Raw genomic sequence first — 22,536 nt, 5'->3', positions numbered from 1 at the left:
GTCATATCGATGATGGCCGGGGCGTATGCCTTATACGAGCCCAAGAAGGTGCGAAAAGGTGGCCGGGCAGTCCGTCCCCCCACTGCCCGGCCATCTGGAGGTCATAACTCGCGGTAATCGAAGTGGTCGAAGGTGGCCACCTCGCCGTACCCGGAGTAATCGACTGCCGCCAGGCCCACGAAGGCGCCGGTGAAGAAGCCACCGTAGGTCTGATTCACATAGTCGTCGGATAGGATCTTGGCATCGAGACGCACCGGCAGTTCGTGCCAGTCCGCACCGTCGAAGGAATACTCGTACGTGTACCACTGGGTACGCACCTTGGTGCGCAGCCACACTCGTTCCACGTCTTCGGGCACCGGCACGGCGTTCTCGCGCAGGAACGAGGTGTAGACGCCACGGTCGCACTGAGCGACTTCGATTACGCGGATCTTGCGGTCCTCGTCATATGTGACGAACACCCACGACCAATGCGAGTCGTTATAGTAGTTTGTCAGGCCGGCCATCGCCTGGTAGGTCTTCGGATTGAAGGACACCGCAGTCTCGGCGTCGAAGTCGAACGCCTGCCAACGACGGGCCACCAGCGAGAGGTCGAACAGATTGCACAGCGACCCCTGGCCATTGAGTCTCAGGCTGCCGCCGCCGACGGAGCCCATCTCAGGTCCGAAGGGCACGCGCAATGTGTTCCAACGCAGGTCCAGCTTGTCGGACTCGAAGTCGTCGTGCTGGTCACGAGGAACGGGGGGAGTCTCAATGGCGTCTTTCGGCGCTTCCACTTCCAGCTGGCCTCCGTGGCCGCCGACGACATATGGCCAGCCGTTCTCGTCCCATTCGACTTTCTGAATCGAGGTCTCACGGCCCAGCGTGCACCAACCGCGCGGATCGCTCACGGATTCGGTCTCATGGTGCCACGGCCGGGCGCAAAGCGAAGCGTAATACCACTCCCCGGACGGGGTGTCCACAAGGGCGCCGTGCCCCTGCTTCTGCAGCGGGCTGCGCGGAGTATCGAAATTCGTGATGAACGGATTGTTCGGGGCGCCTTCGAAAGACATCGCATCCAATGTCCGCGATCGGGCCACGGACTCCTGGTGGGTCCACACCGTGCCGCCCTCGGCGCAGAACAAGTAGTACCAGCCGTTGACCTTGTACAGGTGAGGGCCTTCGACCAGTTTCACATCCGTACCATTCCAAATGGTGCGGGCAGTCTCAGGCAACATGCACTTAGCCACAGGATCATACTCAGTGAGCGTGATGCCGTGGAACGCATGCTTGTACTCGCGGTGGTCCCAGGTCTGCTGCACCAAATACTTGCGGCCGTCATCGTCATGGAACAGCGAGGCGTCGAAGCCCACGCCATTGAGTCGGATCGGATCGGACCATGGCCCATGGATGTCCTCGGCGGTGATCAGGTAGTTGGTCACATCCTTGAACGCGCCATTGACGATCTTGACGTCGGAGAACACCAGCCAGAAGAGGCCGTCGGCATAGCTCAGGTCGGGGGCCCAGACGCCACCTGAGGAGGGGTTTCCCCTCAGGTCGGCCAATCGGGTTTCGCCGATGGCACCGGACAATGGCATCCAGTGGACCATGTCCTTGGATTCGTGCAGCTGTACGCCGGGCCACCAGTCGAATGTGGAATTGGCGATGTAATAGGTGTCGCCGACACGAAGCATCGACGGATCCGCATAGAAACCGGTGAGCACCGGGTTGGTGATTTTCACAATACGTTCCTTCACTAGGTTCAGCCCTTGACGGCACCGGTGAGGCCGCCGACAATCTTCTTCTGGAAAATAGTGAAGCAAATCAGGGCAGGGATCATGGACAGGGAGGTGAACGCGAGCACTTGGGCCGTGTCCACGGAATGCTGGGAGCTGAACATCTGCACGCCCAACGGCAGCGTGTACTTGCTGGATTCATTGAGCATGAACAGCGGCAGCATATAGGCGTTCCAGCTCTGTACGAAGGCGAGGATGCCCACCGTAGCCACGCCAGGCCAGCTCAGCGGCAGCACCATGCGCCAGAAGAACCCAAGGCGGGAGCAGCCATCCAGCTCGCAGGCTTCCTCAAGCTCCACCGGGATGGATTTGAGGAACGGCACGAGGATGATGACGGCTTGCGGCAAGCCGAACGCAATCTGCGGCAGGATGATGCCCAGATGGGAGTTGATGAGGTGCAGATAGCGCAGCAACAAGTACAGCGGGGTGATCGCCACGGTGATGGGGAACATCATGCCAGCGGCGAACAGCGCGTACATCACGCCGTTGAGCCGGAACCGATACCGCGCGATGACAAAGCTCACCATCAAGGCGAGCGCCACGATGCCGACCATCGTACCCAGCGACACAATCAAGGAGTTGACGAGCTCGGTCCAGAATGTCGGCGAAGTGACCACCGTGTGGTAGTTCGCGAAGTTCCATGGGTTCGGCAGACCGGCGGGATCTTGGGTGATCTGCGAGTTGGTACGGAATCCTCCGAGGATGATGTACAGCACCGGCCCCACGCAAATAGCGACGAGCACCAGCGAGAAGAAATAGACGATGGGGTTGCCCCACGGGGTTTTGGATGATTTCTTGAGCGCATACGGGTTCTTGATCGCGGCGGTCATCTCACGCCACCTCCTTCGCTACGACGGCATGGCCCTTCCTGGCGAGCTTCGCCGCTTCCTTCTGCGCGCGCTTCTCGCGACGCTTAGCATCCTTCTCGTCAGTGATCGCGCCCTCGAGGTCCCGGTTGAGAATGAACCTCTGGTAGGCGAGCGAGATGACAAGCGAAATGATGAAGATGACCACGGCGACCGCCGAGCCATAGCCATAGTTATTGGCAAGCCGGCCTTCGCGCACCATGTAGGTGGCCATCGTGGAGGTGCCCGCCGTGGACGACACGTACTGACCCCAAACGATGTACACCAAGTCGAACAGCTGCAGGGAGCCGATGATGGACAGGAACGCCCAGATACGGATGGTCGGGGCCAGCAGCGGCAGCGTAATGCGCCACTGCATCTGCCAGAAGCTCGCGCCGTCGACTTTGGCGGCTTCGTACAGTTCCTCGGGAATGGCTTGCATGCCGGCAATCATCAGGATGACCGCAAAGCCGATGTATTTCCAGGTGATGATGAACATCAGCGTCCAGATAGCGATATGCGGATCGGAGATCCAGTCGGCACCGCTCAATCCGATTTTTTCCAGCAAAGCATTGACCGCGCCTGCGCTCTGGAGCATCAGGCTCCATCCCGTACCGACGATGACCTCGGAGACGACATACGGCACGAAGATCAGCGTGCGGATGATGGCCCGCCCCTTGAACTTCTGGTTAAGCAGCAGCGCGAACAGAATCGCAAGCGGCCCCTGGATGACCAAGGACATGACCACGACGAACATCGTGTGGCCGACGGCTTGCTGGAAGTTCGGGTCGGTGAGAATCATCTTGTAATTGTCGAAGCCGATGAACTCGCCGTTAATGGAGGGGGAACCGTACCCTTTCCACCTGTAGAAGCCATAGTAGGCGGCCATGAACACCGGCAGAATCACGAACCCGAGGAACATGATAAGCGCCGGCGCGGAAAGAATGGTGATTTCAATGCCTTTGCGCCGCTTATCGCTCATCGATGAGCCACGGCGCCGTCTATCCATCTTCGTTGTCCTGGACATTGTGCACTTTCCTTAGAACTGATATTGAAGAGCCGTGGCACCGTCTGCGGCACGCGCCACGGCTCATCGATTGCCTGTTGGGAGCGGAGCGCCGGCCCATCCTTCCTCGGATGGGCCGGCCGCTCCGTCAGCCCTTGGCAGCCGCCGACTCCACGCCCTTGATGATGTCCTCAGCGGAGCCCTTGCCCGCCATCATGTTGACCACACCCTCGTTGAGGGCGTTGCCGACATTCTGGCCGAAAAGCGTGTCAAGCCACAGAGACATGCTCTTAGCCTTGCCGTATACCGCAAGCGACTCCTTGAGAGCCGGATTCTCCACGACTTCCTGTGCATCCTTGGAAGCCGGGATAGTGGAAAACGCCTTCGCGTACTTCTCCTGGTAGTCCTTCTCGGAGATGAAGTTGAGGAAGTCCACGGCCTCTTCCGGAGCCCAGGCGCCCACGGCCATCGCGTTCATACCGCCCATAACGGCAGTCGGATCGCCCTCGCCACCGTCCACAGTCGGGAAAGCAAAATAACCGAGGTCAGCCATATCCTTCTTATCCGGTGTCAAATCGCGAATCACGCCAGGATCCCAGCCTCCCATAAGCTCCATTGCCGCCATGTGGTTGGCGACAAGGCCGGCGGACGAGCTCGCGCCCTGCTGGGCGGGGGTGGTCAGGAATCCCTTGTTGAAGGCGTCAAGGTCGATAAGCTTCTGCACATCTTCGCCCGCACGCGTCCAGCAGGCATCCGTGAACTTCATGCTCTTCGTCGACTTGTCGAACGTATCGGAAGAGCACTCGCGCAGCGCGAACCAATACCACCAGTGGGCGGCGGGCCAGGCGTCCTTGGCGCCGAGCGCGATGGGCGTGATGCCAGCGTCCTTGAGCTTCTGCACCACCTGCACAAACTCGTCCCAGGTGGTGGGGGTCTCGGTGATACCGGCCTTAGCGAACAGATCCTTGGAATACCAGATGCCACCAGGCTCCACGGACTGCGGAACCGCATACACCCTGCCATCAAAGGTTTCGCCCTTCAACGCGGTGGCCATCTGGGTTTTCACCGTGTCGGATAGCTTATCGGTCAGGTCCATAACCTGGCCGGCGTCGATAATGTCCTGAAGCTTCTGACCACCACGAGCGAAGAAGACATCAGGCGCGGAGTCCGGATCCTGCAGGGCGGTCTGGAGCTTGCCGTCCAAATCCTCATTTTGGATGGCTTCCATCTTGATGGTGACGTTGCTGTGTTCCTTCATGTAGTCAGCGGCGGCATCATCCCAGAACTTCTTGCCATCGCCGGTGGTGGAGTTGTGCCAAACGGTGAACTCGACCTTGCCGTCCGCATTGGCATCGCCCCCGCTGCCACAGGCGGCCATGCCGACCATGGTGGCTACAGCGAGTGCACTTGCGGCGATACGCTTGAACCTCATCGTTGTCCTCCTTAACAACCCATGCACCCCGTCGGCACATGGAAGAAACTTTCAAAGCCGCCTCATCCCGCTAAAACCACAAAGTTTTGGCGTTCGGAAGCAAATCAACTTAAGCTATATTTTCGAAAGTCTCCTGTCTTTTTTCGACAATCCATACGATAACACCCTTTAATCAAATCGTCAAACTTTAAAGCATCAAACAACCGAACGAAGCGTAAAATGCCTGATATTCCAAGGCTTATGCATCTCCGGCACAAGACTCGCCGAGACAAGCCAATCAAAATCGCACAGATTCATACAACTCGAAAGTTTCGTGATATGGTAGACATCATGACAACCACGGACATCCGCACCAGAACAGCCCCTACGTCCGACGCCCATGATACGCACACTGGCAGAGAGGCACGGGCGCATCGCCCCCAGCTGGCTGACATCGCCGAGCAAACCGGCTTTTCTCTGGCCACCGTGTCCAAGGTGCTCAACGGACGGACTGATGTCTCCGAGCAAACACGCCACACCATCAACGAGGCGCTCCGCGCCAACGGCTATGTGCGGCGAAAGAACAGCCGCAAACCCAATCCCACCATCGAGATCGTCTTCGAATCCTTCGACACCATCTGGGCACTGGAAATCCTCCGCGGAGTCATTCACGCGGCACAGATGGAAGAATTGAGCGTCATCACCACGGAAAGCGGCGACCGACGCCACCCCGGCGCAGATTGGATCGACGGAGTGCTGCGGCGTGCACCGGTCGGCGTCATCCTCGTGTTCTCCAATCTGACAAACAAGGAACGGGAGCGTCTCGTAGAGTACAACATTCCCACGGTCATCCTCGACCCCTCCGGAGACCCCTCACCCGAGAACCTGTCCATCCAAGCGGACAACTGGACCGGCGGTCTCATCGCTACCCGGCATCTATTGTCCTTGGGACACACGCGCATCGGCATCATCACCGGCCCGATGACGATGATGTGTTCGCGCGCCCGTCTTGACGGATATTCCGCGGCATTGGCCGAGCGCGGACTCGTCTACGACGCCTCGCTGGTGCGCGAAGGCGATTTTCACACCGAGGAGGGCCGGCTGCAAGCCATGTCCCTTCTCGCAGATCCGCAGGCACGTCCCAGCGCGATCTTCGTGGAAAGCGACCTCATGGCCATGGGAGTCTACGAGGCGGCGCGCAGCCTGGGCATCCGCATCCCCGAGGACCTATCCGTGGTGGGATTCGACAACATCCAGACCGCCCAGTTCATGAGCCCGCCGCTGACCACCGTCACCCAGCCTCTGGAGGAGATGGGCGCCACCGCCACACGCACCATCCTCGACCGGCAGCACGGCCTGCAGGTCCAACCTCGGACGATTCTGCCCACCACGCTGGTCGTGCGAGATTCCACCCAGCGTGCCGATGACGCGGACGATGCCCTGCCCGACTTTTGACCTTCGCATTTCGGCGCCGCCACAACCAGCCATCGCGCGCTCGCCACAGGCGCGTACGCCGGCTCCTGGCTCGACCGGACACGAGTCCGGTCGAGCCAAGCCACCCTCACGTTGCAGGGCAAACCGTCTGTTCGCATTCACGGCGCGAGCATGGCGAGCGGCACCACATACACGCCGTCGTCGCGCCGGTATGCCGCCTGCGTGCCAGTGAGCACCATGAGGAAGGACGGCGTCCCTTCCCTGCTCTGGTCCACACGATCGGCGAACTTGAGCAAATGCGCGGCAGCTTCGTTGATCTGCCGCGAGCCCAGCTTCACTTCGATGGGCGCCCAGCGCCCATCTTCCAACGTGACCACGGCATCCGCCTCAAGCCCTGTCTTGTCCCGGTAATGACGGACCTCGCCGTGCATCGCGTCGGCATACACGCGCAGGTCACGCACGCACATGGACTCGAACAACAAACCGAAGGTCTCGAAATCCTCCAGCAGTTTGGCCGGTGTCACGCCCATCACAGCAGCAGCGATAGACGGGTCGACGAAATGCCGCGTACGGCTGGTTCTGACCACCGTCTTGGACCGCAGCCGCGGGTTCCATGCCTCGAGGTCCTCGACCACGTACGCACGGGACAGCACATCCAGATAATCGGCGACGGTGTCCACGGACGCCGGCTCGCCGCTCATGTCCGCGGCGATTGTGGTCGTCGCCGCCTCCGACGAGAGGTTACGGGCATATGAGCGCATGATTGACCGCATCCATGTGCGGTTGCGAGACACGCCATCCATCTGTCCGATGTCGGAATCCAGCAACTCCCTGACGTAATCCGCGGCCATGTCTAGCACGTCGTCGCCATCGCCGCCCACGACCACCTCGGGCCAGCCTCCGCGGCACGATGTGAACGCAATCCGCTCGATGTCGAAATCCACCAGTCCAGACACCTCGGCGGCCCCGTCGAACAACGCAGACAACGACACTGCCCCACTGGATTCACCCGATTCGAACAACGACATGGGCGCATGGTCATCCGCAAGATGCGGCCCACTCCGGAATGGCTCGGACGTTCCCCATCCCGAGCCGGTGTCAAAGATCCGGTGAGGATGAACCGACCACGCCCATGGCCCCGGTCAATGGCATACCGCACCGCATCCCACAACTGCGATGCCATCTGCCACTCGTCAATCAGCCTCGGCTCGGCGCCAACGAGCAGCGCGGATGGCTTGGCATCGGCCAATGCCAGCAGTGCGGCGCTCCTATCGGGATCCTGCATATACACTTGGCTTGCCGAACGCCGCTGCGCTGTCACAGTCTTGCCGCACCACTTCGGTCCGACGATTTGCACCGCACCGGAAGTGCGCAGCTTGCGTTCCAACACCCCGTCCGCCACACGAGGCAAATAACACCCTCACTCTCCAGCCATACCCATCCCCTCTAACCCTTGCTGTTCCAACGATTTTCTCAGCGTATTCCCCGAGTTGGCCGGTTTTCGTTCCCCGAGTTGGCCGGGTTCCGTTTCCGCGGTTCTGGCCCACACGGCACGACGCCGCCTATGGCCGAGCACTAGGCGCCCGCCGTCGGCACCGCCTACCGCACGCGGCGGATCGACGCGAACAGGGCTGCCGCTGCGAGCACGGCCACGGCCTGGCCCACGAACGCACCGCCGTACCCGACCACGCCGATGACCGCAGCACCAGCGAACGATCCGCCGACACCGCCCAGCGTGTTCGCCAGATTGAGGAAGCCCAGGTCCTTGGCCGCGGCCGCGGGATCCGGCAGCACTTCGACGCTGATGGTCTGGATCAGCGACGAACTCGCCCCGTTAGCCACGCCGACAATCGCCGAGAACGCGACCAATCCTCCCGGCGTAGGCACGAGGAACGGCACCAAGGCGCCCACGGCCATCATGCAGGCGGTGACGACCGTCAGCAGCTTCGGCCGGCCGATCCGGTCGGCGATCGGCCCGGCCACCAGGCAGCACACGAGCCCGACCGCCAGCGTGATTGCCGAGGTGACCGACAGCATGCGCTGCGAACCGGTCTGGTCCAGGCGCAGGTAGTCCTGCAGGATGTACAGCATGTAGTTCGAGACTATGCCGCTGCCCACCGTCAGCAGGAACCGCGCGGCCAGGGTTTTGTAGAAGTCACGGGCGCCATGCGTGGGGAACATGACCATGCCCAGCAGCTCGCGCGGGCGGAACGGGACCTTCGGATCGTCGAGGTTGCTCCGCTCCCCCGCCAGCAGCGCGGAAAGCACGCCACCGGCCAACGCGACCGCCGCGAACACCTCCACGCCCAACGTCACATCCTCGAGGAACTGCGCGACCACGAGGATGCCGCCTGCCCACCGATCATCTGCCCGAGCCCGTAGGCGGACGACATCGTGCCACGCCACCGCGGCGGCACCCGGTCGGACAGCTGCGCGATCATCGCCGCGGCCACGCCGTTGACGACGAGTTCGTACAGGCACCACCAGGCGAGCATCGCGCCGATGCCGTCGGCACGGCTGAACGCGACCAGCACCAGGCAAGACAGCGCCAAGCAACCGATGATCCACGGCTTGCGCTTGCCGAACCGCGTGCGCGTGCGGTCGGAGCAGGCGCCGAGCACAATGTTCGCCACAAGCGCGATGAGCATGGCCACGGTGGAGAACATCATGACCAGCGAGACCTTGTTCGCCGGGTCGATGTCACTGATTCGCTGCGGCAGCAGCGTGGCGATGGCGCCCTGGTGCGGCGCAAGCCAGGCGGCCGGTCCGATCACCAGCGCAATCGCCAGCCGCCAAGGCAGGCGTGCGGCATTATCCTCGGAGCCGCGCGCGATGCCTACTCCGAGCCCCGTCTGCGCCGCGCCACGCTTTTTCCACGATCATCGGCTCCCGTTCCACGCTGCCGGCAGGGGCGGCATCCCGGCCCCTTCGCCAGTCAGCACGCCGGCCAGGCAGCCGACGAAGCCGCCGGCCCATTCGGTGCTCAGGAACCGTGCGTCATGCCGGCCGAGCACGCGGGTGCCGCTGGGGAGGGCCGCGCCACCGGCCACGGCGTCGGCGGCCTGGCGCAGGTCGTCGGCCCGTCCGCAGGCGATGACCGTCAGCGCGTTGTCGCGTAGCAGCACGGCGACAGCACCGCCCGCCTCCCCGTAATCATGGGGTTCCACATGGTCGCCGTCGATCAGCGTACAGGAGACGCGCGCGTGCGCCGGTTCCCCGGACGCCGTCAGGACCGACAGACCGGACGGAGCTGCGACCGACTGCCGGACCACGGCCAGGTGGGTCGAGTTCTGGCGGATGACGAGCGTGCCGCCGGCGGGGACGGGCATCAGCACATTGTCCGAGGCGATGCGCGCGTACCGGACGCCGGTTTCGTCGCGGATGATGAGGTCGGCCTCGCGGTCGGCGTCCAGCAGCCGGCTTCCGGCCGCGGCGCCGGCCCCAGCATCGTCACTGCCGCGGCCCAGGCCGATGGCGACGCGCGCCCCGCGCCCATCGGCGACCTCGACCATACCGGGACCGGCCCAATCGCGGGCGTCGCTGGCATCATCGGCGTCATCCGCATCGCCGCGGCCATCCGCCGGCATGAGGGCGATGCGCTCCGGCAGCCGCCCCAATCCGGGCGCCACCACTGGCCAGCCGGGGTCGCCCGCATCGGCGACCGGCGCACCGCCACCATCCAGCTTCCAGCTGGCGGGGTTATGCTCCCACGTCACCGGCGCCAGGAACGGCTCGCGTCCCAGGTAGCTCAGCAGTTCTCCGGGATTCGGGCCCTTGGTCTCACGCACGCCGAGGCATACCATCCACCAGCCGAGCCGCGGATGGTGAATCAGATCGCCGTGGCCCACGCATTGCACCGGTTCGGCGAGTCCCAGGTGGCGATGGGTGAGGATCGGATTCTTCTTGTTTGCGTGGAACAGTCGGCGATGCGTGCCGACCACACGGCATTCGCTGGCCCCATCGACCGCAACATCTCCTTCAACTCCACCGTCCCCATCGAGGAATGCGCCGATTGCGGCCCGCAGCCCGTGCGGCGCATGCGTGCGCATCGCCATCTCGCTGTGTTCGAAGCTGGTGCCACCCTCGGCGGTGAACAGGTACACCCAGTCGCCGACGCGGACCAGATGCGGCCCCTCGGCCCAGACGGCTTCGACGCCGTAGCCGCGCCACAGCACGGTCGTGCGACCGCCCGGCGCGCCGTCGTCGGCCAGCGACCAGTCGGCCGGGTCGAGACGACGCGTCCACACCTCGGTCTGCCCTTCCCACTGAGGGTCGTGGGAGGGCCGGGTCTGCGTCCACCAGACCGTGCCGTCGGAGTCCTCGAAGATGTCGGGGTCGATGCCTTCGGCGCCGGCGATCCAGAAGGGCCCTCGCCATGGGCCTTCGAGCCGGTCCGCTTCGATGATGAAGTTGCCGTCGGCTGCGGCAGTGGCAGCGAGTTCCGCCTCGGTCGCGCCGCCGCGCCGGGCCAGGTCCGCGTCGATGCGCGCGATGGTGCAGGCGATGACGTAGCGGCCGGCGATGCGGCGCAGCGTCGGCGCATACACGCCGCCGGAATCGGCCACGAACGGGATGAGCAGCCGGCGCGCCATATCCGCGTCGATGGCGTCGGCCAAATGCTTCCAGCGGCCCAAGTCATCGGAAACGTGGATGGGCAGGCCAGGCACAAGCTCGAAGCTTGAATTGACCATGGCGATGCGCTCATGTGCTTCGTCCCACATCCAGGACGGATCGGGGTACATGCCGCGCAGAACGGGGTTCTCGATGAAGGTGACGGATTGCATGAAACGCCTTTGCTAGGGAAGGAAAAGAGGGGCGGGCAGAGGACGAAGGAATGTCGCGGAAAGTTTCGAAGCCCGCCAGATAGGCGAGCGCCCGCGGAACGGATCCGCGGGCGCTCGTCCTGCAATCAGGAAGAAGGAAGGAAAGAAAAGGAGAGGGAGGGGACGGGAAACCGGGGCTTTCCAGTCCCAGGAAAGGAAGAGGCGAATCCCATCCGGCGACGCAGCGCAGTTCGGCGCAGCGCCGCCGGACGAGGCCCATCGACATCAGGCCTGGGCCAGGGTGTCGATGATGTAGTTGTTGATCGTCGCCTTGACGGACTCCAGGTGATCGGACTTGGTCGCGGCGATGAGGTCGGCCTGCGGGATGTCGATCGCGTACTCCTCGAGCTCGGCCAGCGAGGTGGCGCCCTCGTCGATCTTCTTGCCGATGCCGGTCTCATAGGAGGCGTAGCGCTCGGCCTGGAGGTCCTCGATGAAGTGGTCCTGGTGCATCTTGTCGGCGACCAGCAGACCGGCGGCGAAGGTATCCATACCCGCGATGTGCGAGCGGAACAGGTCCTCGGCGGTGAAGGAGGTGCGGCGCGGCTTGGCGTCGAAGTTCAGACCGCCCTTCGGGCCGATGGAGCCCGCGGCGAGCACCTCCCACATCACGGTGGTGGTCTCCATGAGGTCGGTCGGGAACTCGTCCATGTCCCAGCCGATGAGCTTGTCGCCCTGGTTGGCGTCCAGCGAGCCCAGGTAGCCGGCCTCGCGGGCGGTGCGGATCTCGTGCTGGTAGGTGTGGCCGGCCAGGTTGGCGTGGTTGCCCTCGAGGTTGAGCTTCATGAAGTCGATGTCGTAGGTCTTGAGGAACGCGATGGCGGTGGACGCGTCGAAGTCATACTGGTGCATCGTGGGTTCCTTGGCCTTCGGCTCGATGAGGAACTGCGCGTCCAGACCGATCTCCTTGGCGTACTCGTGGCACATGCGGAAGAAGTTGGCCATATGCTCCTGCTCGCGCTTCATCTGCGTGTTCCACAGGTTCTCGTAGCCCTCGCGACCGCCCCAGAACACGTAGTTCTCAGCGCCCAGGCGCTTGGCGATCTCCAGGGAGTGCTTGAGCTGGCCGGCGGAGTAGGCGTAGATGTCCGCGAACGGGGAGGTGGAGGCGCCGGAGACGAAGCGCGGGTTGGTGAACAGCGAGGAGGTGTTCCACAGCAGCTTGACGCCGGTGGACTTCATGTTCTCCTCGATCTTGTCCACGACCTTGTCGAGGTTCTTGTTGGTCTCGCGAAGGGTGTCGCCCTCCGGGGCGATGTCGCGGTCATGGAAGCAGAAGTACTCGGCGCCGAGCTTGGTGAAGAACTCGAAGGCGTAGTCCACCTTGGCCAGGGCCTCGTCCATCGGATCGGAGTACTTGCCGTACCACGGGCGCTGCGCGGTGCCGGTGCCGAACGGATCGACCAGCTCCTGGTCGAAGGTGTGCCACCAGGCGACGCCGAAACGCAGCCAGTCCTTCATCTTCTTGCCGGCGACGACCTTGTCGGCGTCGTAGTAATGGAAGGCCAGGCCCTCCTTCGGTCCCTGCCCGCGGCCGACGTACTCGATCTTGTCGATATCCCACAGACCCATAGGTTGCTCCTTTGCTGATGCGCACGGCCGTTGTCCGATGCGCGGTGGTTCGTTGCACTTCCCAGCGACGACTGGGTTGCCATCGCTCGTTGCCCTAATAGTAAAACGGCCGAACTATATATGTCAAATGAATTGACTTTACGGCGCGTCGTCGAATCAGCGGATTCCGGCCTGCCCGATCAGCCCACTCGGCCGACGGAGTTGCGCATCTCGGTTCGTTGGGGCGCCACCGACTGGATATCTCGGTTCGTTGGGGCGGATTTTCCGTTCTGCAGACATCTATCTGCGTTCATTGGGTCCTCCCCAGCGTGATATCCCACCTAGAAAAGTCCTCAAAACGGCGGAATTCCAAGGCCCGGGTTCCGCGATGCATACGGTCGGAGGACCCAACGAACGCAGATAGACCTCCGCAACATGGAAAATCCGCCCCAACGAACCGAGATACACCCCGCCAGACGACCCAATGAACCAAGATATCCGGCCACTCACGCCCCAACGAGCCGAGATACCGTCCCCACGGCGCCCCAACGAACCGAGATAGCCCAGCCACCGCACTTCAGCACGACCCAACGAACGGAGATAGCCCCCTACAGAAGCCCCAACGAACTGAGATAACCAGCCACTCAAGCCCCAACGAACCGAGATATCCACCCCACGTGCGCTTCCCCGACGGCGGCTCGCCTCACTCCTTGCCAGCGCGCGGCAGGGCCCTGGCCTGGCGCACCAGATCGAGCGAGTAAATCGCGCAGGCGACCCAGATCACGCCGAACGAGAGGAAGCGCTCGGGCGGCACCCGCTCCCCCAACACCACGATGCCCAGGATCAGCTGGATCGTGGGGGTGATGAACTGGGTGAAGCTCACCAGCAGGAAGGTCGCGTGCTTGACCGCGAACGACGTCAGCACCAACGGAATCGCCGTGAGCACGCCGCAGCCGGCCAGCAACGCCCACACCCACCACGGGGAGCCGGCCGGCACGCCCATGCGCGGCTGCACGGCCAGCGCCACCAGCGCGAACGGCGCGAGCACACCGGTCTCGAAGGTCAGCGATTCGAACGCTCCCAGCGGCACGAAGCGCTTGAGCAGGCAGTAGCCGGAATAGCTGAGCACCATGATGAGCGCGATGCCGGGGACGGCGCGCGTCTGCACGCAGTACAGTACGCAGCCGGCCAGCGCCACGACCATCGACAGTCCGCCGAGGAAGCCGGGCCGTTCCTTGAGCAGCACCAGCGCGAAGAACATGCTGATAAGCGGCATGATGAAGCCGCCGGCGCTGGCCTCGGAGGTGCGCCCGATGGACACCAGGTAGATGTAGCAGACCCAGTCGATGGTGACGAGCACGGCCGCCGCCACGGACATCCAGAACACCCGTGGCGTGCGCCACATCGCGCGCACGTGGTCGACGAGCGGCCTCCAACGGCGGGTGGCGAGCATGAACAGCGCCATCACCACGGCAGCGGTGAGGATGCGGTACAGCATCACGTTCATCGACGGCACGGAGGCGAGCGCCGCCCAGTACAGCGGGAACGTGCCGTAGACGACGGCCGAGGCCAGGGTCGCCGCGATGCCTTGCGGCGTCTGTTTCACTTCTGCTTGGTTCACCGGATGATGATACCGCCGCCACCCGCCGGACGAGGGGATGGAACGGGGGTAGGACAGGAGCGCTGTCCCGCGCCGCGCCGTCCATCGGAACGCCGCCACCCGCCGGCCGCACGCTGGGTACAGTGGTGGTGACACAACGCATCCGACCACGGAAGGAGCACCGCATGAGCGACGAACGGATCGACACCATCTGCGTGCAGGACGGCTATCAGCCGGGCAACGGCGAGCCGCGCACCCCACCGATCGTCCAGGCCACCACGTTCAAGTACACGTCCAGCGAGCAGATGAGCCGGCTGTTCGATCTGTCGGAGTCCGGCTACTTCTACTCGCGCCTGCAAAACCCGACGAACGACACGGTCGCCGCGAAGATCTGCGAACTGGAGGGCGGCGCCGCCGCGATGCTCACGAGCTCCGGCCAGGCGGCGAACTTCTTCGCCCTGTTCAACATCTGCAACGCCGGCGACCACATCGTCGCCTCCTCCGCGATCTACGGCGGCACGTTCAACCTCATCAACGTGACGATGGCCAAGATGGGCATCGAGGCCACGTTCGTCAGCCCCGACTGCTCCGAGGAGGAGCTCGAGGCCGCGTTCCGCCCGAACACCAAGGTCGTGTTCGGCGAGTCGATCGCCAACCCGGCGCTCATCGTGCTCGACTTCGAGAAGTTCGCCGCGGCCGCGCACCGCCACGGCGTGCCGCTGATCGTGGACAACACCTTCCCCACGCCGGTCAACTGCCGCCCGTTCGAGTTCGGCGCGGACATCGTCACTCACGCCACCACCAAGTACATGGACGGCCACGGCTCCTGCGTGGGCGGCGCGATCGTGGACTCCGGCAAGTTCGACTGGATGGCCCACGCGGACAAGTTCCCGGGCATGACCACCCCGGACGACTCCTACCATGGCGTCACCTACGCGAAGGACTTCGGCCCGGCCGCCTACATCACCAAGGCCACCGCGCAGCTCATGCGCGACTTCGGCTCCACGCCCTCGCCGATCAGCTCCTGGATCATGGGCATGCACCTGGAGTCGCTGGCCGTGCGCATGGAGCGCCACTGCGCCAACGCACAGAAGGTGGCCGAGTTCCTCGCTGCCGACCCGCGCGTCAGCTGGGTGCATTTCCCCGGCTTGCCCGGCGACCGGTACCATGCCCTGGCGCAGAAGTACATGCCGAACGGCACCTGCGGCGTCATCTCCTTCGGCGTGCCCGGCGGCCGTGAGAAGGTCTCCTCCTTCCTCGACCATCTCAAGATGGTGTCGATCGCCACGCACGTGGCCGACGCCCGCAGCTGCACGCTGTACCCAGCCGGCACCACGCACCGCCAGCTCACCGAGGAGCAGCTCGAGGAGGCCGGTGTGGGCATCGACCTGGTGCGCCTGAGCTGCGGCATCGAAAATGCCGACGACATCATCGCCGACCTGGACCAAGCGCTCGCCGCGGTCCAGTGAGCGGACCGGCCATGTCGCCTGTGGTCAGCCGTGTCCTCGCCGCCGTATGCTTCGTGCTTGCGGCGGCGTGCGCGGCATATGCCGTCGCGGTGCTGGGCACGCATTCGGGAACCGGGTTCTGGGTGGTGTGGCTGGTGTTCGCGCTGCTGCTCGTGCTGTTGGGGCTGAGCTTTCCGTTGCGCTGGTGGTCGCTGATGCCCACACTGGCACGCCGCGCGATCGTCGCGGTGCTCGTGCTGGCGCTGGCATGCTTCGGCGCGGTCGAGGCCCGTATCATCGGCGCCATGACCACCACCACGCAACCAGGGCTGGACTATGTGGTGGTGCTCGGGGCGCAGGTGCGCGCCAGCGGCCCCAGCCGGGTGCTCCGGTACCGTCTGGACGAGGCCATCGACTATCTGAACGCCAACCCGCGCACCATCTGCATCGTCTCCGGCGGCAAGGGCCCCAACGAGCCGTTCCCCGAGGCGCAGGGGATGGCGGAGTATCTGCGGGACCATGGCATCGCCGGCGAACGCATCCTCGAGGAGCGCAAGTCCACGACCACCCAGGAGAACATCCGCTTCAGCCGCAGGCTCATCGAGGAGGCCGAGGCCAAGGCCGGCGGCGACGGCACGCCGTCGGTGGGCGTGGTCACCAATGATTTCCATGTCTTCCGCGCGCTGCAGATCGCGCATGCCCAGGGACTGCCCCAGGCGCAGGGCATCGCGGCGGGTTCACCGCCCGACATGCTGGTCAACAACATGGTGCGCGAGTTCTTCGCGGAGGTGAAGTACCTCATCGGCTCCGTGGCCGGCTGACCGGCGGGCGCGGGTACCGTCACTCCAATCGGATGCCGATGCTGGAGGCGAAGGCGGCGGCCAGGCCGGCGATCTGGTCCAAGTCCATCGTCGCCCCGGCCAGATGCTCGACGCCGGCGATGCCCCGCAGCCTCGCCCCGCGCAGGTCGACGTCCTGGAGGCGCGCGTGGCGCAGGTCCAGCGAGGCGACCGCGGTGCCGGGGAAGGCGAGCCGCGTCAGGCGGGCGTCGGCCGCGTCGAAGACGCCGATGCGGCAGTCGCGGAAGGTCACGTCGCGCCATTGCGCGCCGCGCAGATTGAGGTAGTCGATGCGGCAGCCGTCGAACTCCACGACGCGCAGCACCGAGTCGATGGCAGTGGCGGCACCGAGGCGGCTGGCCGTCACACGCACGTCGTCGAGCGTGGCGCCGGCGAGCGAAACCTCGGCCAGCGAGCAGCCGGTGAGGTCGGTGCCCGTCAGGCGGGCCCGGTCGAGGACCAGGGACTCCGCGGCGATGGCGTCCAATCCGCAGCCAAGGAACGATGCCAATGTGCAGTCGATGACAGCGGGGACCGCCGCATCACCGATGTCTGCCGCCATGGCGCCGGAGAACCGCAGCCCGTCGTAGGTGCCCTCGGGCTCCAGCGCGCCCACGCGCCCCTCGGCCATCCGTGCGGCGCGTCCCCGCCGCGCGGATGGCGCCCGCGGAGGTTTAGTCGTCGCATCCATGCCGCCAGTATATGGACGGTCCCGCTCCGTCCACAACGCCCGGCCGGGGTCTGGCCGTCCACAGAATGTTCCGCCGTGCCGCGCCGGGTTATCCACAATCCTGCGCGACACGGTCTGGTTATCCACCGGCCCGAAGACCCCGACACGCCGCTCCGTCCACTTATCCACCGTCCGGGGGGATGGCGGTTGTCGCCGCCCTCCCGCCCCTCCTATCGTGGCGGGCACAGGCGGCAACGACGTCGCCTGGGCATCCCGGCCGAGACCGGGAGACAGGAGGGCACAAGATGACCATGACCGTGATCGACGACACCATCGACCGCAGGCCGGACAAGCATGACGGCGCCGGAGGGACACCCTGCGAACCGACGATGATCCAGCCGCATGCCATCGCCGAGCTGTTCAAACGCGTGGACCTGTCGCTGTACGGGGACGCCCGCCGCGACTTCCTGGCCCAGGTCGATCTGGAGCCGAACCGCAAGCCGGACAAGGATTTCGATGCGATGATGCAACGCGCCTTCGAGGATTGGTTCACGTTCGACTGCGAACTGGACATCTGCGGCCAGACGCCCTTCGACATCGCCTCGAGATACCTGCGCCGCAAGCTCAACTGCATCGGACGGCGCGAGTACACGGACCTGCGCGAGGTGTCGGCCACGAACCGCGCCTCGTGGTACCGCATCATCGATGCGAACGCGGTCAGTGGCCGCATCTGGCTGGAGGACCGCGCCGGCGGCGACGTGTACGCGGTGCACGCCCGCGAGCTCGCCTCCCGCTGCGACGGCACGAAGCGTGGCACGCTGGTGGGGCGCATCGCCGAGGCCCGGGGCGTGTGGAAGGTGATCGGCACGCCGTTGCACCTCTCGCGCCGCGAGGACGCCGACCGCGCCCACATGCGCTTCTGCCGGATGCTCGGCCAGCGCCGGCCGCAGTACGCGGACCTGGTGCGGTTCCTGTTCGGACGGGACACCGGCGCATGGGTGGACGCCGCGCCGGCGCGCGACTACGAGCGCATACACGGCGTGGAGGATGTGTGGGCGAAGCTGTCGCGCACGGAGCCGGAGCCATGACCGGCGCGTCTGGTGCGTCGGGTGCGTCGGGTGCCGCCTGCGCGGGCCGCCCGACGACCAGGCTGCGGCATCGGCCCCATGCCGCCGCGGTCCGTCCCGCCGGCCGTATGATGGGAGGCATCACACGGCGGAGGTGGCGGCATGGACAACGGCGACTACACGGCCCGGATGACCCGACTCATCCGCCTGATGCGCATCATCGGCAACGACACCCAGCAGTGCGAGGTCAAGGAGTGCCGCCGGCATATCAGCACCACGATGGCGGAGACGCTGTCCGCGTTCTCGAACGGCAATGGCGGCTATGTGATCCTAGGGTTGAGCGAGAAGGCGGGGTTCACACCGGTGGAGGGCTTCGACGCCCGCGCGATGCAGGAATCCCTGAGCCAGGTGTGCGAGAAGCTCACGCCGCCGGTGCGCCCGGTGATCGTGACCTGCCCGTTCGAGGGCGCCAACCTGGTGTTCGCGGTGATCGACGAGATGCTGCCGCGGGAGAAACCCTGCTATATCACAGCCGTGGGCCCCCACGGCGGATCGTATATCCGTACCGGCGACGGCGACCGGAAGATGACCGAGTACGAGGTGGCTCGCCTGTTGGAGGAGCAGCGCCAGCCGGAACATGACATCGCGATTGTGGAGGAGGCCACCACCGATGACCTCGACCCGGCCGCCTTGCGCGCGCTGCTGGAATGCGAACGCACCCAGCATCCGCACGTGTTCGCGCACCGCGACGATACGGATATGCTGCTGGACCTACGCGTGATCAGGCCTGCCGACGACGGCTGCCAGCGGCCGACGCTGGCGGGCCTGATGGCGTTGGGGCACTACCCGCAGAAGTTCTTCCCGCGGCTCAACGTCACCATCGCCGTATACCCGGGCACCTCGCGCGACGAGGTGCTGGCGGGCGAGGCGCGCCTGGTCGCCTCGCGCACCATCACCGGACCGATCCCCACGATGATCGCCGACGCAGTGGATGCCTTGGCCGAGCTGACCGCCCGTGACCCCGACCCCACAGCGGAGGATGGCTCCGGCGCCGAGGACGGGCATCCGGCGTATCCGCGACTGGTGCTGCGGGAGGTGATCGCGAACGCGCTGGTGCACCGCGATTACTCGCAGGACGCGCTGGGCACGCCGGTCATCGTCGAGGTGTTCACCGACCGCATCGAGGTGACGAATCCCGGCGGCCTGTACGGCGCGGTGTCGAAGAAGCGGCTGACGCGGGAGGCGCTGACCTCGGCGCGCAACGCGTTCCTGGTCGCGCTGCTGCAATCCACGCCCTGCCCGGGGTGCGGCACCGTGCTCGGCAACGACGGCACCGGCTATATGCGCATCGGCGCCGCCCTGCGCCGCGAGCTGCGCGAACCGGTGCACATCGACAACAGCCTCGACCGGTTCCGCATCGTCATCCCCGGCCGCAACTTCACGGCCCACGCCGACGCCACCGCCGACGACCTCAGCGGGCGTCGTGGGCCAGCGCCAGCGCGCGGATGCGGTCCGGGAACCGGAAGACGCGGTTGATGACGTTGATGACCGGTCCGACCAGCAGCGCGGAGACGATGGTGCCCACGCCCACGCCGCGCAGCCCGTGGAAACACACGAGTGACAGCACCACGGCAATGACGATGAGCGACACGTCGAACACGGCCTTGACGGTGCCGTAGCGCACGCCGGTCACGATGGCGAGCGCCCGCACGACGCCCTCGCCGGGCACCACGATGACGTTCGGCGCCACCTCGATGACGATGCCGAGCGCCAGCACCACGCATCCGGCCACCACGCACAGCAGCTGCTGCCACAGGGCCGTGGGATGCAGGAAGCCGAACAGGGCCATGCTCACGTCGATCATCGCACTGAACAGCAGGTTGGCGGCCACCTGGAGGAACTGCGAGGGCTTGAAGCGCCGCCGCAGCAGCGCCACCTGGATAAGGATGAACAGCACGTTCCAGATGAACGTCGTCATGCCGAAGCTCAGCGCGGGGAAGGCCAGGCTCGCCACATACGGCGTGCTGGAGATCGGCGAGGTGCCGAGGCTGCCGAGCGTGATCAGCGAGATGCCCATCGAGTTGATGCCGGTGCCCAGCACGAAGAACAACAGTCGCGGCACGATGTGGTTCATATGGCGGTGTGGTCCTTTCCTCTCCTCGGCGAAGTCACCCCACATACAAAGCAGCTCCCCCGACAAGGCTCCTCCCCTCCCCCGCCGCGGCCGCCACGGCCCGGGCGGCACCCCTTGTGGAATAATGGGGATGTTTGACCGATTCCCTATGTTTTCCAAGAGAACGGAACCCAATTGGCTGAATTCGTATTCCAGATGATCAAGGCGCGCAAAGCCTTCGGCGACCGCGTGATCCTCGACGACGTGACCCTGAGCTTCCTGCCCGGCGCCAAGATCGGCGTCGTGGGTCCCAACGGCATGGGCAAGTCCACGCTGCTGAAGATCATGGCCGGCCTCGAGACCGTGAGCAACGGCGAGGCCACGCTCACCCCCGGCTACACGGTGGGCATCCTCCAGCAGGAGCCGCCGCTGGACGACACGAAGACCGTGGGCGAGAACATCAAGATGGCCTTCGGCGAGATCGCCGAGAAGGTCGCCCGCTTCAACCAGATCGGCGAGGAGATGGCGAATCCGGACGCCGACTTCGACGCCCTGATGGAGGAGATGGGCAAGCTGCAGAACGAGATCGACGCCGCCAACGGCTGGGACCTCGACTCCCAGCTCGAGCAGGCGATGGACGCGCTGCAGTGCCCGGACCCGGACACCCCGGTCAAGGTGTGCTCGGGCGGCGAGCGCCGCCGCGTGGCCCTGTGCAAGCTGCTGCTCGAAGCCCCGGACCTGCTGCTGCTCGACGAGCCCACGAACCACCTGGACGCCGAGTCAATCCTGTGGCTCGAGCAGTTCCTGCACCAGTACAAGGGCGCCGTCATCGCCGTCACCCACGACCGTTACTTCATGGACAACGTGGCGGAGTGGATCTGCGAGGTGGACCGCGGCCACCTGTACCCGTACAAGGGCAACTACTCCACCTACCTGGAGACCAAGGCCAAGCGCATGGAGATCCAGGGCGCCAAGGACGCCAAGCTCGCCAAGCGCCTCAAGGACGAGCTCGAGTGGGTCCGCTCCTCGCCCAAGGCCCGCCAGGCCAAGAACAAGGCCCGTCTGGAGCGTTACGACCAGATGGAGCAGGAGGCGCGCAACAACAAGAAGCTCGACTTCTCCGAGATCCAGATCCCGGCCGGCCCGCGCCTGGGTTCGCTGGTGCTCGAAGCGAACCACATCCACAAGGCCTTCGGCGACCGCGTGCTCATCGACGACCTGTCCTTCACGCTGCCGCGCAACGGCATCGTCGGTGTGATCGGCCCCAACGGCGTGGGCAAGTCCACGCTGTTCAAGACCATCGTGGGCCTGGAGCCGCTCACCAGCGGCGAGCTCAAGATCGGCGACACCGTCAAGATCAGCTACGTGGACCAGAACCGCGAGGGCCTGGACCCGAACAAGAACCTGTGGGAGGCGGTCTCCGGCGGCCTCGACTACATCGAGGTCGCGGGCGTGGAGGTGCCGACGCGCGCCTACGTGGCCAGCTTCGGCTTCAAGGGCTCCGACCAGCAGAAGCTCACGGGCGTGCTCTCCGGTGGCGAGCGCAACCGCCTCAACCTGGCCCTGACCTTGAAGCAGGGCGGCAACCTGCTGCTGCTCGACGAGCCCACGAACGACCTGGACGTGGAGACCCTGGAGAGCCTGGAAAACGCGCTGCTGCAGTTCCCGGGCTGCGCCGTGGTCATCTCCCACGACCGTTGGTTCCTCGACCGCGTGGCCACGCATATCCTCGCGTGGGAGGGCGACGACGAGAACCCGGCCAAGTGGTACTGGTTCGAGGGCAACTTCCAGGCCTACCAGGAGAACAAGGTGGCCCGCCTGGGCGAGGAGGCCTCCCGTCCGCACCGCCTGCACCGCAAGCTCACGCGCGTGTGACCCATCCGCGCCGCATGACGCATCCGGAGCCCCGTCCCGCCTCGCCGCGGGGCGGGGCTCCGCCGCATAGGTCGTTCCCAGC

Annotated in this window: 18 protein-coding genes and 1 pseudogene; 6 read left to right on the top strand and 13 right to left on the bottom strand. The window is 65.0% G+C overall.

Annotated features, from left to right (window positions below):
- Positions 1-101: 101 nt before the first annotated feature.
- The 4 genes from H7U32_RS06615 to H7U32_RS06600 all read right to left on the bottom strand — a co-directional run bounded on the left by H7U32_RS06615 (position 102) and on the right by H7U32_RS06600 (position 5,055).
- Complete coding sequence (locus H7U32_RS06615; protein ID WP_204469160.1) at positions 102-1,718, bottom strand: glycoside hydrolase family 43 protein; 1,617 nt, start codon at positions 1,716-1,718, stop codon at positions 102-104.
- A 20-nt stretch (positions 1,719-1,738) separates the two neighbouring features.
- Entirely contained in the window at positions 1,739-2,602 is an 864-nt protein-coding gene (locus H7U32_RS06610; protein ID WP_204469159.1) for a carbohydrate ABC transporter permease, read from the bottom strand.
- A gap of 1 nt (position 2,603) precedes the next feature.
- Positions 2,604-3,644 (bottom strand): carbohydrate ABC transporter permease, encoded by a 1,041-nt coding sequence (locus H7U32_RS06605; protein ID WP_204469157.1) that lies wholly within the window; start codon positions 3,642-3,644, stop codon positions 2,604-2,606.
- Between the two features lie 127 nt (positions 3,645-3,771).
- Positions 3,772-5,055, bottom strand: a complete 1,284-nt coding sequence (locus tag H7U32_RS06600) for an ABC transporter substrate-binding protein (protein WP_204469155.1) — start codon at positions 5,053-5,055, stop codon at positions 3,772-3,774.
- Positions 5,056-5,274: 219 nt separating this feature from the next.
- On the opposite strand from H7U32_RS06600, the gene H7U32_RS06595 reads away from it, so the two are divergent.
- Positions 5,275-6,489: a LacI family DNA-binding transcriptional regulator gene (locus tag H7U32_RS06595; RefSeq protein ID WP_239457575.1), complete on the top strand. Its 1,215-nt coding sequence runs from the start codon at positions 5,275-5,277 to the stop codon at positions 6,487-6,489.
- A 137-nt stretch (positions 6,490-6,626) separates the two neighbouring features.
- On the opposite strand, the gene H7U32_RS06590 is transcribed toward H7U32_RS06595, so the two are convergent.
- The 7 genes and pseudogenes from H7U32_RS06590 to H7U32_RS06565 form a co-directional block, all read right to left on the bottom strand.
- Positions 6,627-7,496, bottom strand: coding sequence for an ATP-binding protein (locus H7U32_RS06590; protein WP_239457574.1), 870 nt, complete (start codon positions 7,494-7,496; stop codon positions 6,627-6,629).
- Between the two features lie 53 nt (positions 7,497-7,549).
- A pseudogene (locus H7U32_RS10795) lies at positions 7,550-7,789 on the bottom strand (AAA family ATPase); the annotation flags it as partial.
- 278 nt (positions 7,790-8,067) lie between these two features.
- On the bottom strand, positions 8,068-8,808 hold the full coding sequence (locus H7U32_RS06585) for an MFS transporter (RefSeq protein WP_204469153.1): 741 nt from the start codon (positions 8,806-8,808) through the stop codon (positions 8,068-8,070).
- Positions 8,781-9,251: an MFS transporter gene (locus H7U32_RS06580; protein WP_323804602.1), complete on the bottom strand. Its 471-nt coding sequence runs from the start codon at positions 9,249-9,251 to the stop codon at positions 8,781-8,783. The genes H7U32_RS06585 and H7U32_RS06580 overlap by 28 nt, the downstream gene beginning before the upstream one ends.
- A gap of 96 nt (positions 9,252-9,347) precedes the next feature.
- A complete protein-coding gene (locus H7U32_RS06575; RefSeq protein ID WP_204469150.1) occupies positions 9,348-11,252 on the bottom strand; it encodes a glycoside hydrolase family 43 protein in 1,905 nt (634 codons plus the stop codon).
- A gap of 264 nt (positions 11,253-11,516) precedes the next feature.
- A complete protein-coding gene (xylA, locus tag H7U32_RS06570) occupies positions 11,517-12,863 on the bottom strand; it encodes a xylose isomerase (protein WP_204469148.1) in 1,347 nt (448 codons plus the stop codon).
- Between the two features lie 682 nt (positions 12,864-13,545).
- The gene (locus H7U32_RS06565; protein WP_204469146.1) at positions 13,546-14,463 is read right to left on the bottom strand and encodes an EamA family transporter; all 918 of its coding nucleotides are present in this window, start codon (positions 14,461-14,463) and stop codon (positions 13,546-13,548) included.
- Between the two features lie 164 nt (positions 14,464-14,627).
- Here H7U32_RS06565 and H7U32_RS06560 point away from each other — a divergent pair, with 164 nt between their 5' ends.
- The gene (locus H7U32_RS06560; protein ID WP_204469144.1) at positions 14,628-15,911 is read left to right on the top strand and encodes an O-acetylhomoserine aminocarboxypropyltransferase/cysteine synthase family protein; all 1,284 of its coding nucleotides are present in this window, start codon (positions 14,628-14,630) and stop codon (positions 15,909-15,911) included.
- Positions 15,912-15,922: 11 nt separating this feature from the next.
- Positions 15,923-16,711 carry a YdcF family protein gene (locus tag H7U32_RS06555; protein WP_204469142.1) on the top strand — a complete coding sequence of 263 codons (789 nt, stop codon included), beginning with the start codon at positions 15,923-15,925 and terminating at the stop codon, positions 16,709-16,711.
- A 19-nt stretch (positions 16,712-16,730) separates the two neighbouring features.
- Here the strand turns inward: H7U32_RS06555 and H7U32_RS06550 are convergent, their stop codons facing one another.
- Positions 16,731-17,360, bottom strand: a complete 630-nt coding sequence (locus H7U32_RS06550; protein ID WP_204469141.1) for a pentapeptide repeat-containing protein — start codon at positions 17,358-17,360, stop codon at positions 16,731-16,733.
- A 344-nt stretch (positions 17,361-17,704) separates the two neighbouring features.
- Here H7U32_RS06550 and H7U32_RS06545 point away from each other — a divergent pair, with 344 nt between their 5' ends.
- Positions 17,705-18,487, top strand: coding sequence for a hypothetical protein (locus H7U32_RS06545; protein WP_204469139.1), 783 nt, complete (start codon positions 17,705-17,707; stop codon positions 18,485-18,487).
- 141 nt (positions 18,488-18,628) lie between these two features.
- The gene (locus H7U32_RS06540; protein ID WP_204469137.1) at positions 18,629-20,002 is read left to right on the top strand and encodes an ATP-binding protein; all 1,374 of its coding nucleotides are present in this window, start codon (positions 18,629-18,631) and stop codon (positions 20,000-20,002) included.
- Here H7U32_RS06540 and H7U32_RS06535 read toward each other — a convergent pair.
- Complete coding sequence (locus H7U32_RS06535) at positions 19,938-20,600, bottom strand: YczE/YyaS/YitT family protein (RefSeq protein ID WP_204469136.1); 663 nt, start codon at positions 20,598-20,600, stop codon at positions 19,938-19,940. The two genes, H7U32_RS06540 and H7U32_RS06535, sit on opposite strands and share 65 nt — an antisense overlap.
- Positions 20,601-20,774: 174 nt before the next feature.
- Between H7U32_RS06535 and ettA the strand changes: the two genes are divergently transcribed.
- Positions 20,775-22,454 carry an energy-dependent translational throttle protein EttA gene (gene ettA / locus H7U32_RS06530; protein ID WP_204469134.1) on the top strand — a complete coding sequence of 560 codons (1,680 nt, stop codon included), beginning with the start codon at positions 20,775-20,777 and terminating at the stop codon, positions 22,452-22,454.
- Positions 22,455-22,536: the final 82 nt, after the last annotated feature.

Origin of the sequence: Bifidobacterium pullorum subsp. saeculare (assembly GCF_016899725.1) — a bacterium.
Classification (GTDB): Bacteria; Actinomycetota; Actinomycetes; order Actinomycetales; family Bifidobacteriaceae; genus Bifidobacterium; species Bifidobacterium pullorum_C.
Note: the sequence above shows the minus strand (reverse complement) of the source record. Positions and strands in the feature narration are given on the sequence as shown.

Excerpts from the sequence above, each read along its gene's own strand:
- H7U32_RS06590 (WP_239457574.1), bottom strand. The coding sequence starts at position 7,496 with ATGTCGTTGTTCGAATCGGGTGAATCCAGTGGGGCAGTGTCGTTGTCT.
- H7U32_RS06610 (WP_204469159.1), bottom strand. The coding sequence starts at position 2,602 with ATGACCGCCGCGATCAAGAACCCGTATGCGCTCAAGAAATCATCCAAA.
- H7U32_RS06555 (WP_204469142.1), top strand. The coding sequence starts at position 15,923 with ATGTCGCCTGTGGTCAGCCGTGTCCTCGCCGCCGTATGCTTCGTGCTT.
- H7U32_RS06545 (WP_204469139.1), top strand. The coding sequence starts at position 17,705 with ATGACCATGACCGTGATCGACGACACCATCGACCGCAGGCCGGACAAG.
- H7U32_RS06535 (WP_204469136.1), bottom strand. The coding sequence starts at position 20,600 with ATGAACCACATCGTGCCGCGACTGTTGTTCTTCGTGCTGGGCACCGGC.
- H7U32_RS06595 (WP_239457575.1), top strand. The coding sequence starts at position 5,275 with ATGCCTGATATTCCAAGGCTTATGCATCTCCGGCACAAGACTCGCCGA.
- H7U32_RS06540 (WP_204469137.1), top strand. The coding sequence starts at position 18,629 with ATGGACAACGGCGACTACACGGCCCGGATGACCCGACTCATCCGCCTG.
- H7U32_RS06605 (WP_204469157.1), bottom strand. The coding sequence starts at position 3,644 with ATGTCCAGGACAACGAAGATGGATAGACGGCGCCGTGGCTCATCGATG.
- H7U32_RS06600 (WP_204469155.1), bottom strand. The coding sequence starts at position 5,055 with ATGAGGTTCAAGCGTATCGCCGCAAGTGCACTCGCTGTAGCCACCATG.
- xylA (WP_204469148.1), bottom strand. The coding sequence starts at position 12,863 with ATGGGTCTGTGGGATATCGACAAGATCGAGTACGTCGGCCGCGGGCAG.
- H7U32_RS06560 (WP_204469144.1), top strand. The coding sequence starts at position 14,628 with ATGAGCGACGAACGGATCGACACCATCTGCGTGCAGGACGGCTATCAG.
- H7U32_RS06550 (WP_204469141.1), bottom strand. The coding sequence starts at position 17,360 with ATGGCCGAGGGGCGCGTGGGCGCGCTGGAGCCCGAGGGCACCTACGAC.
- H7U32_RS06575 (WP_204469150.1), bottom strand. The coding sequence starts at position 11,252 with ATGCAATCCGTCACCTTCATCGAGAACCCCGTTCTGCGCGGCATGTAC.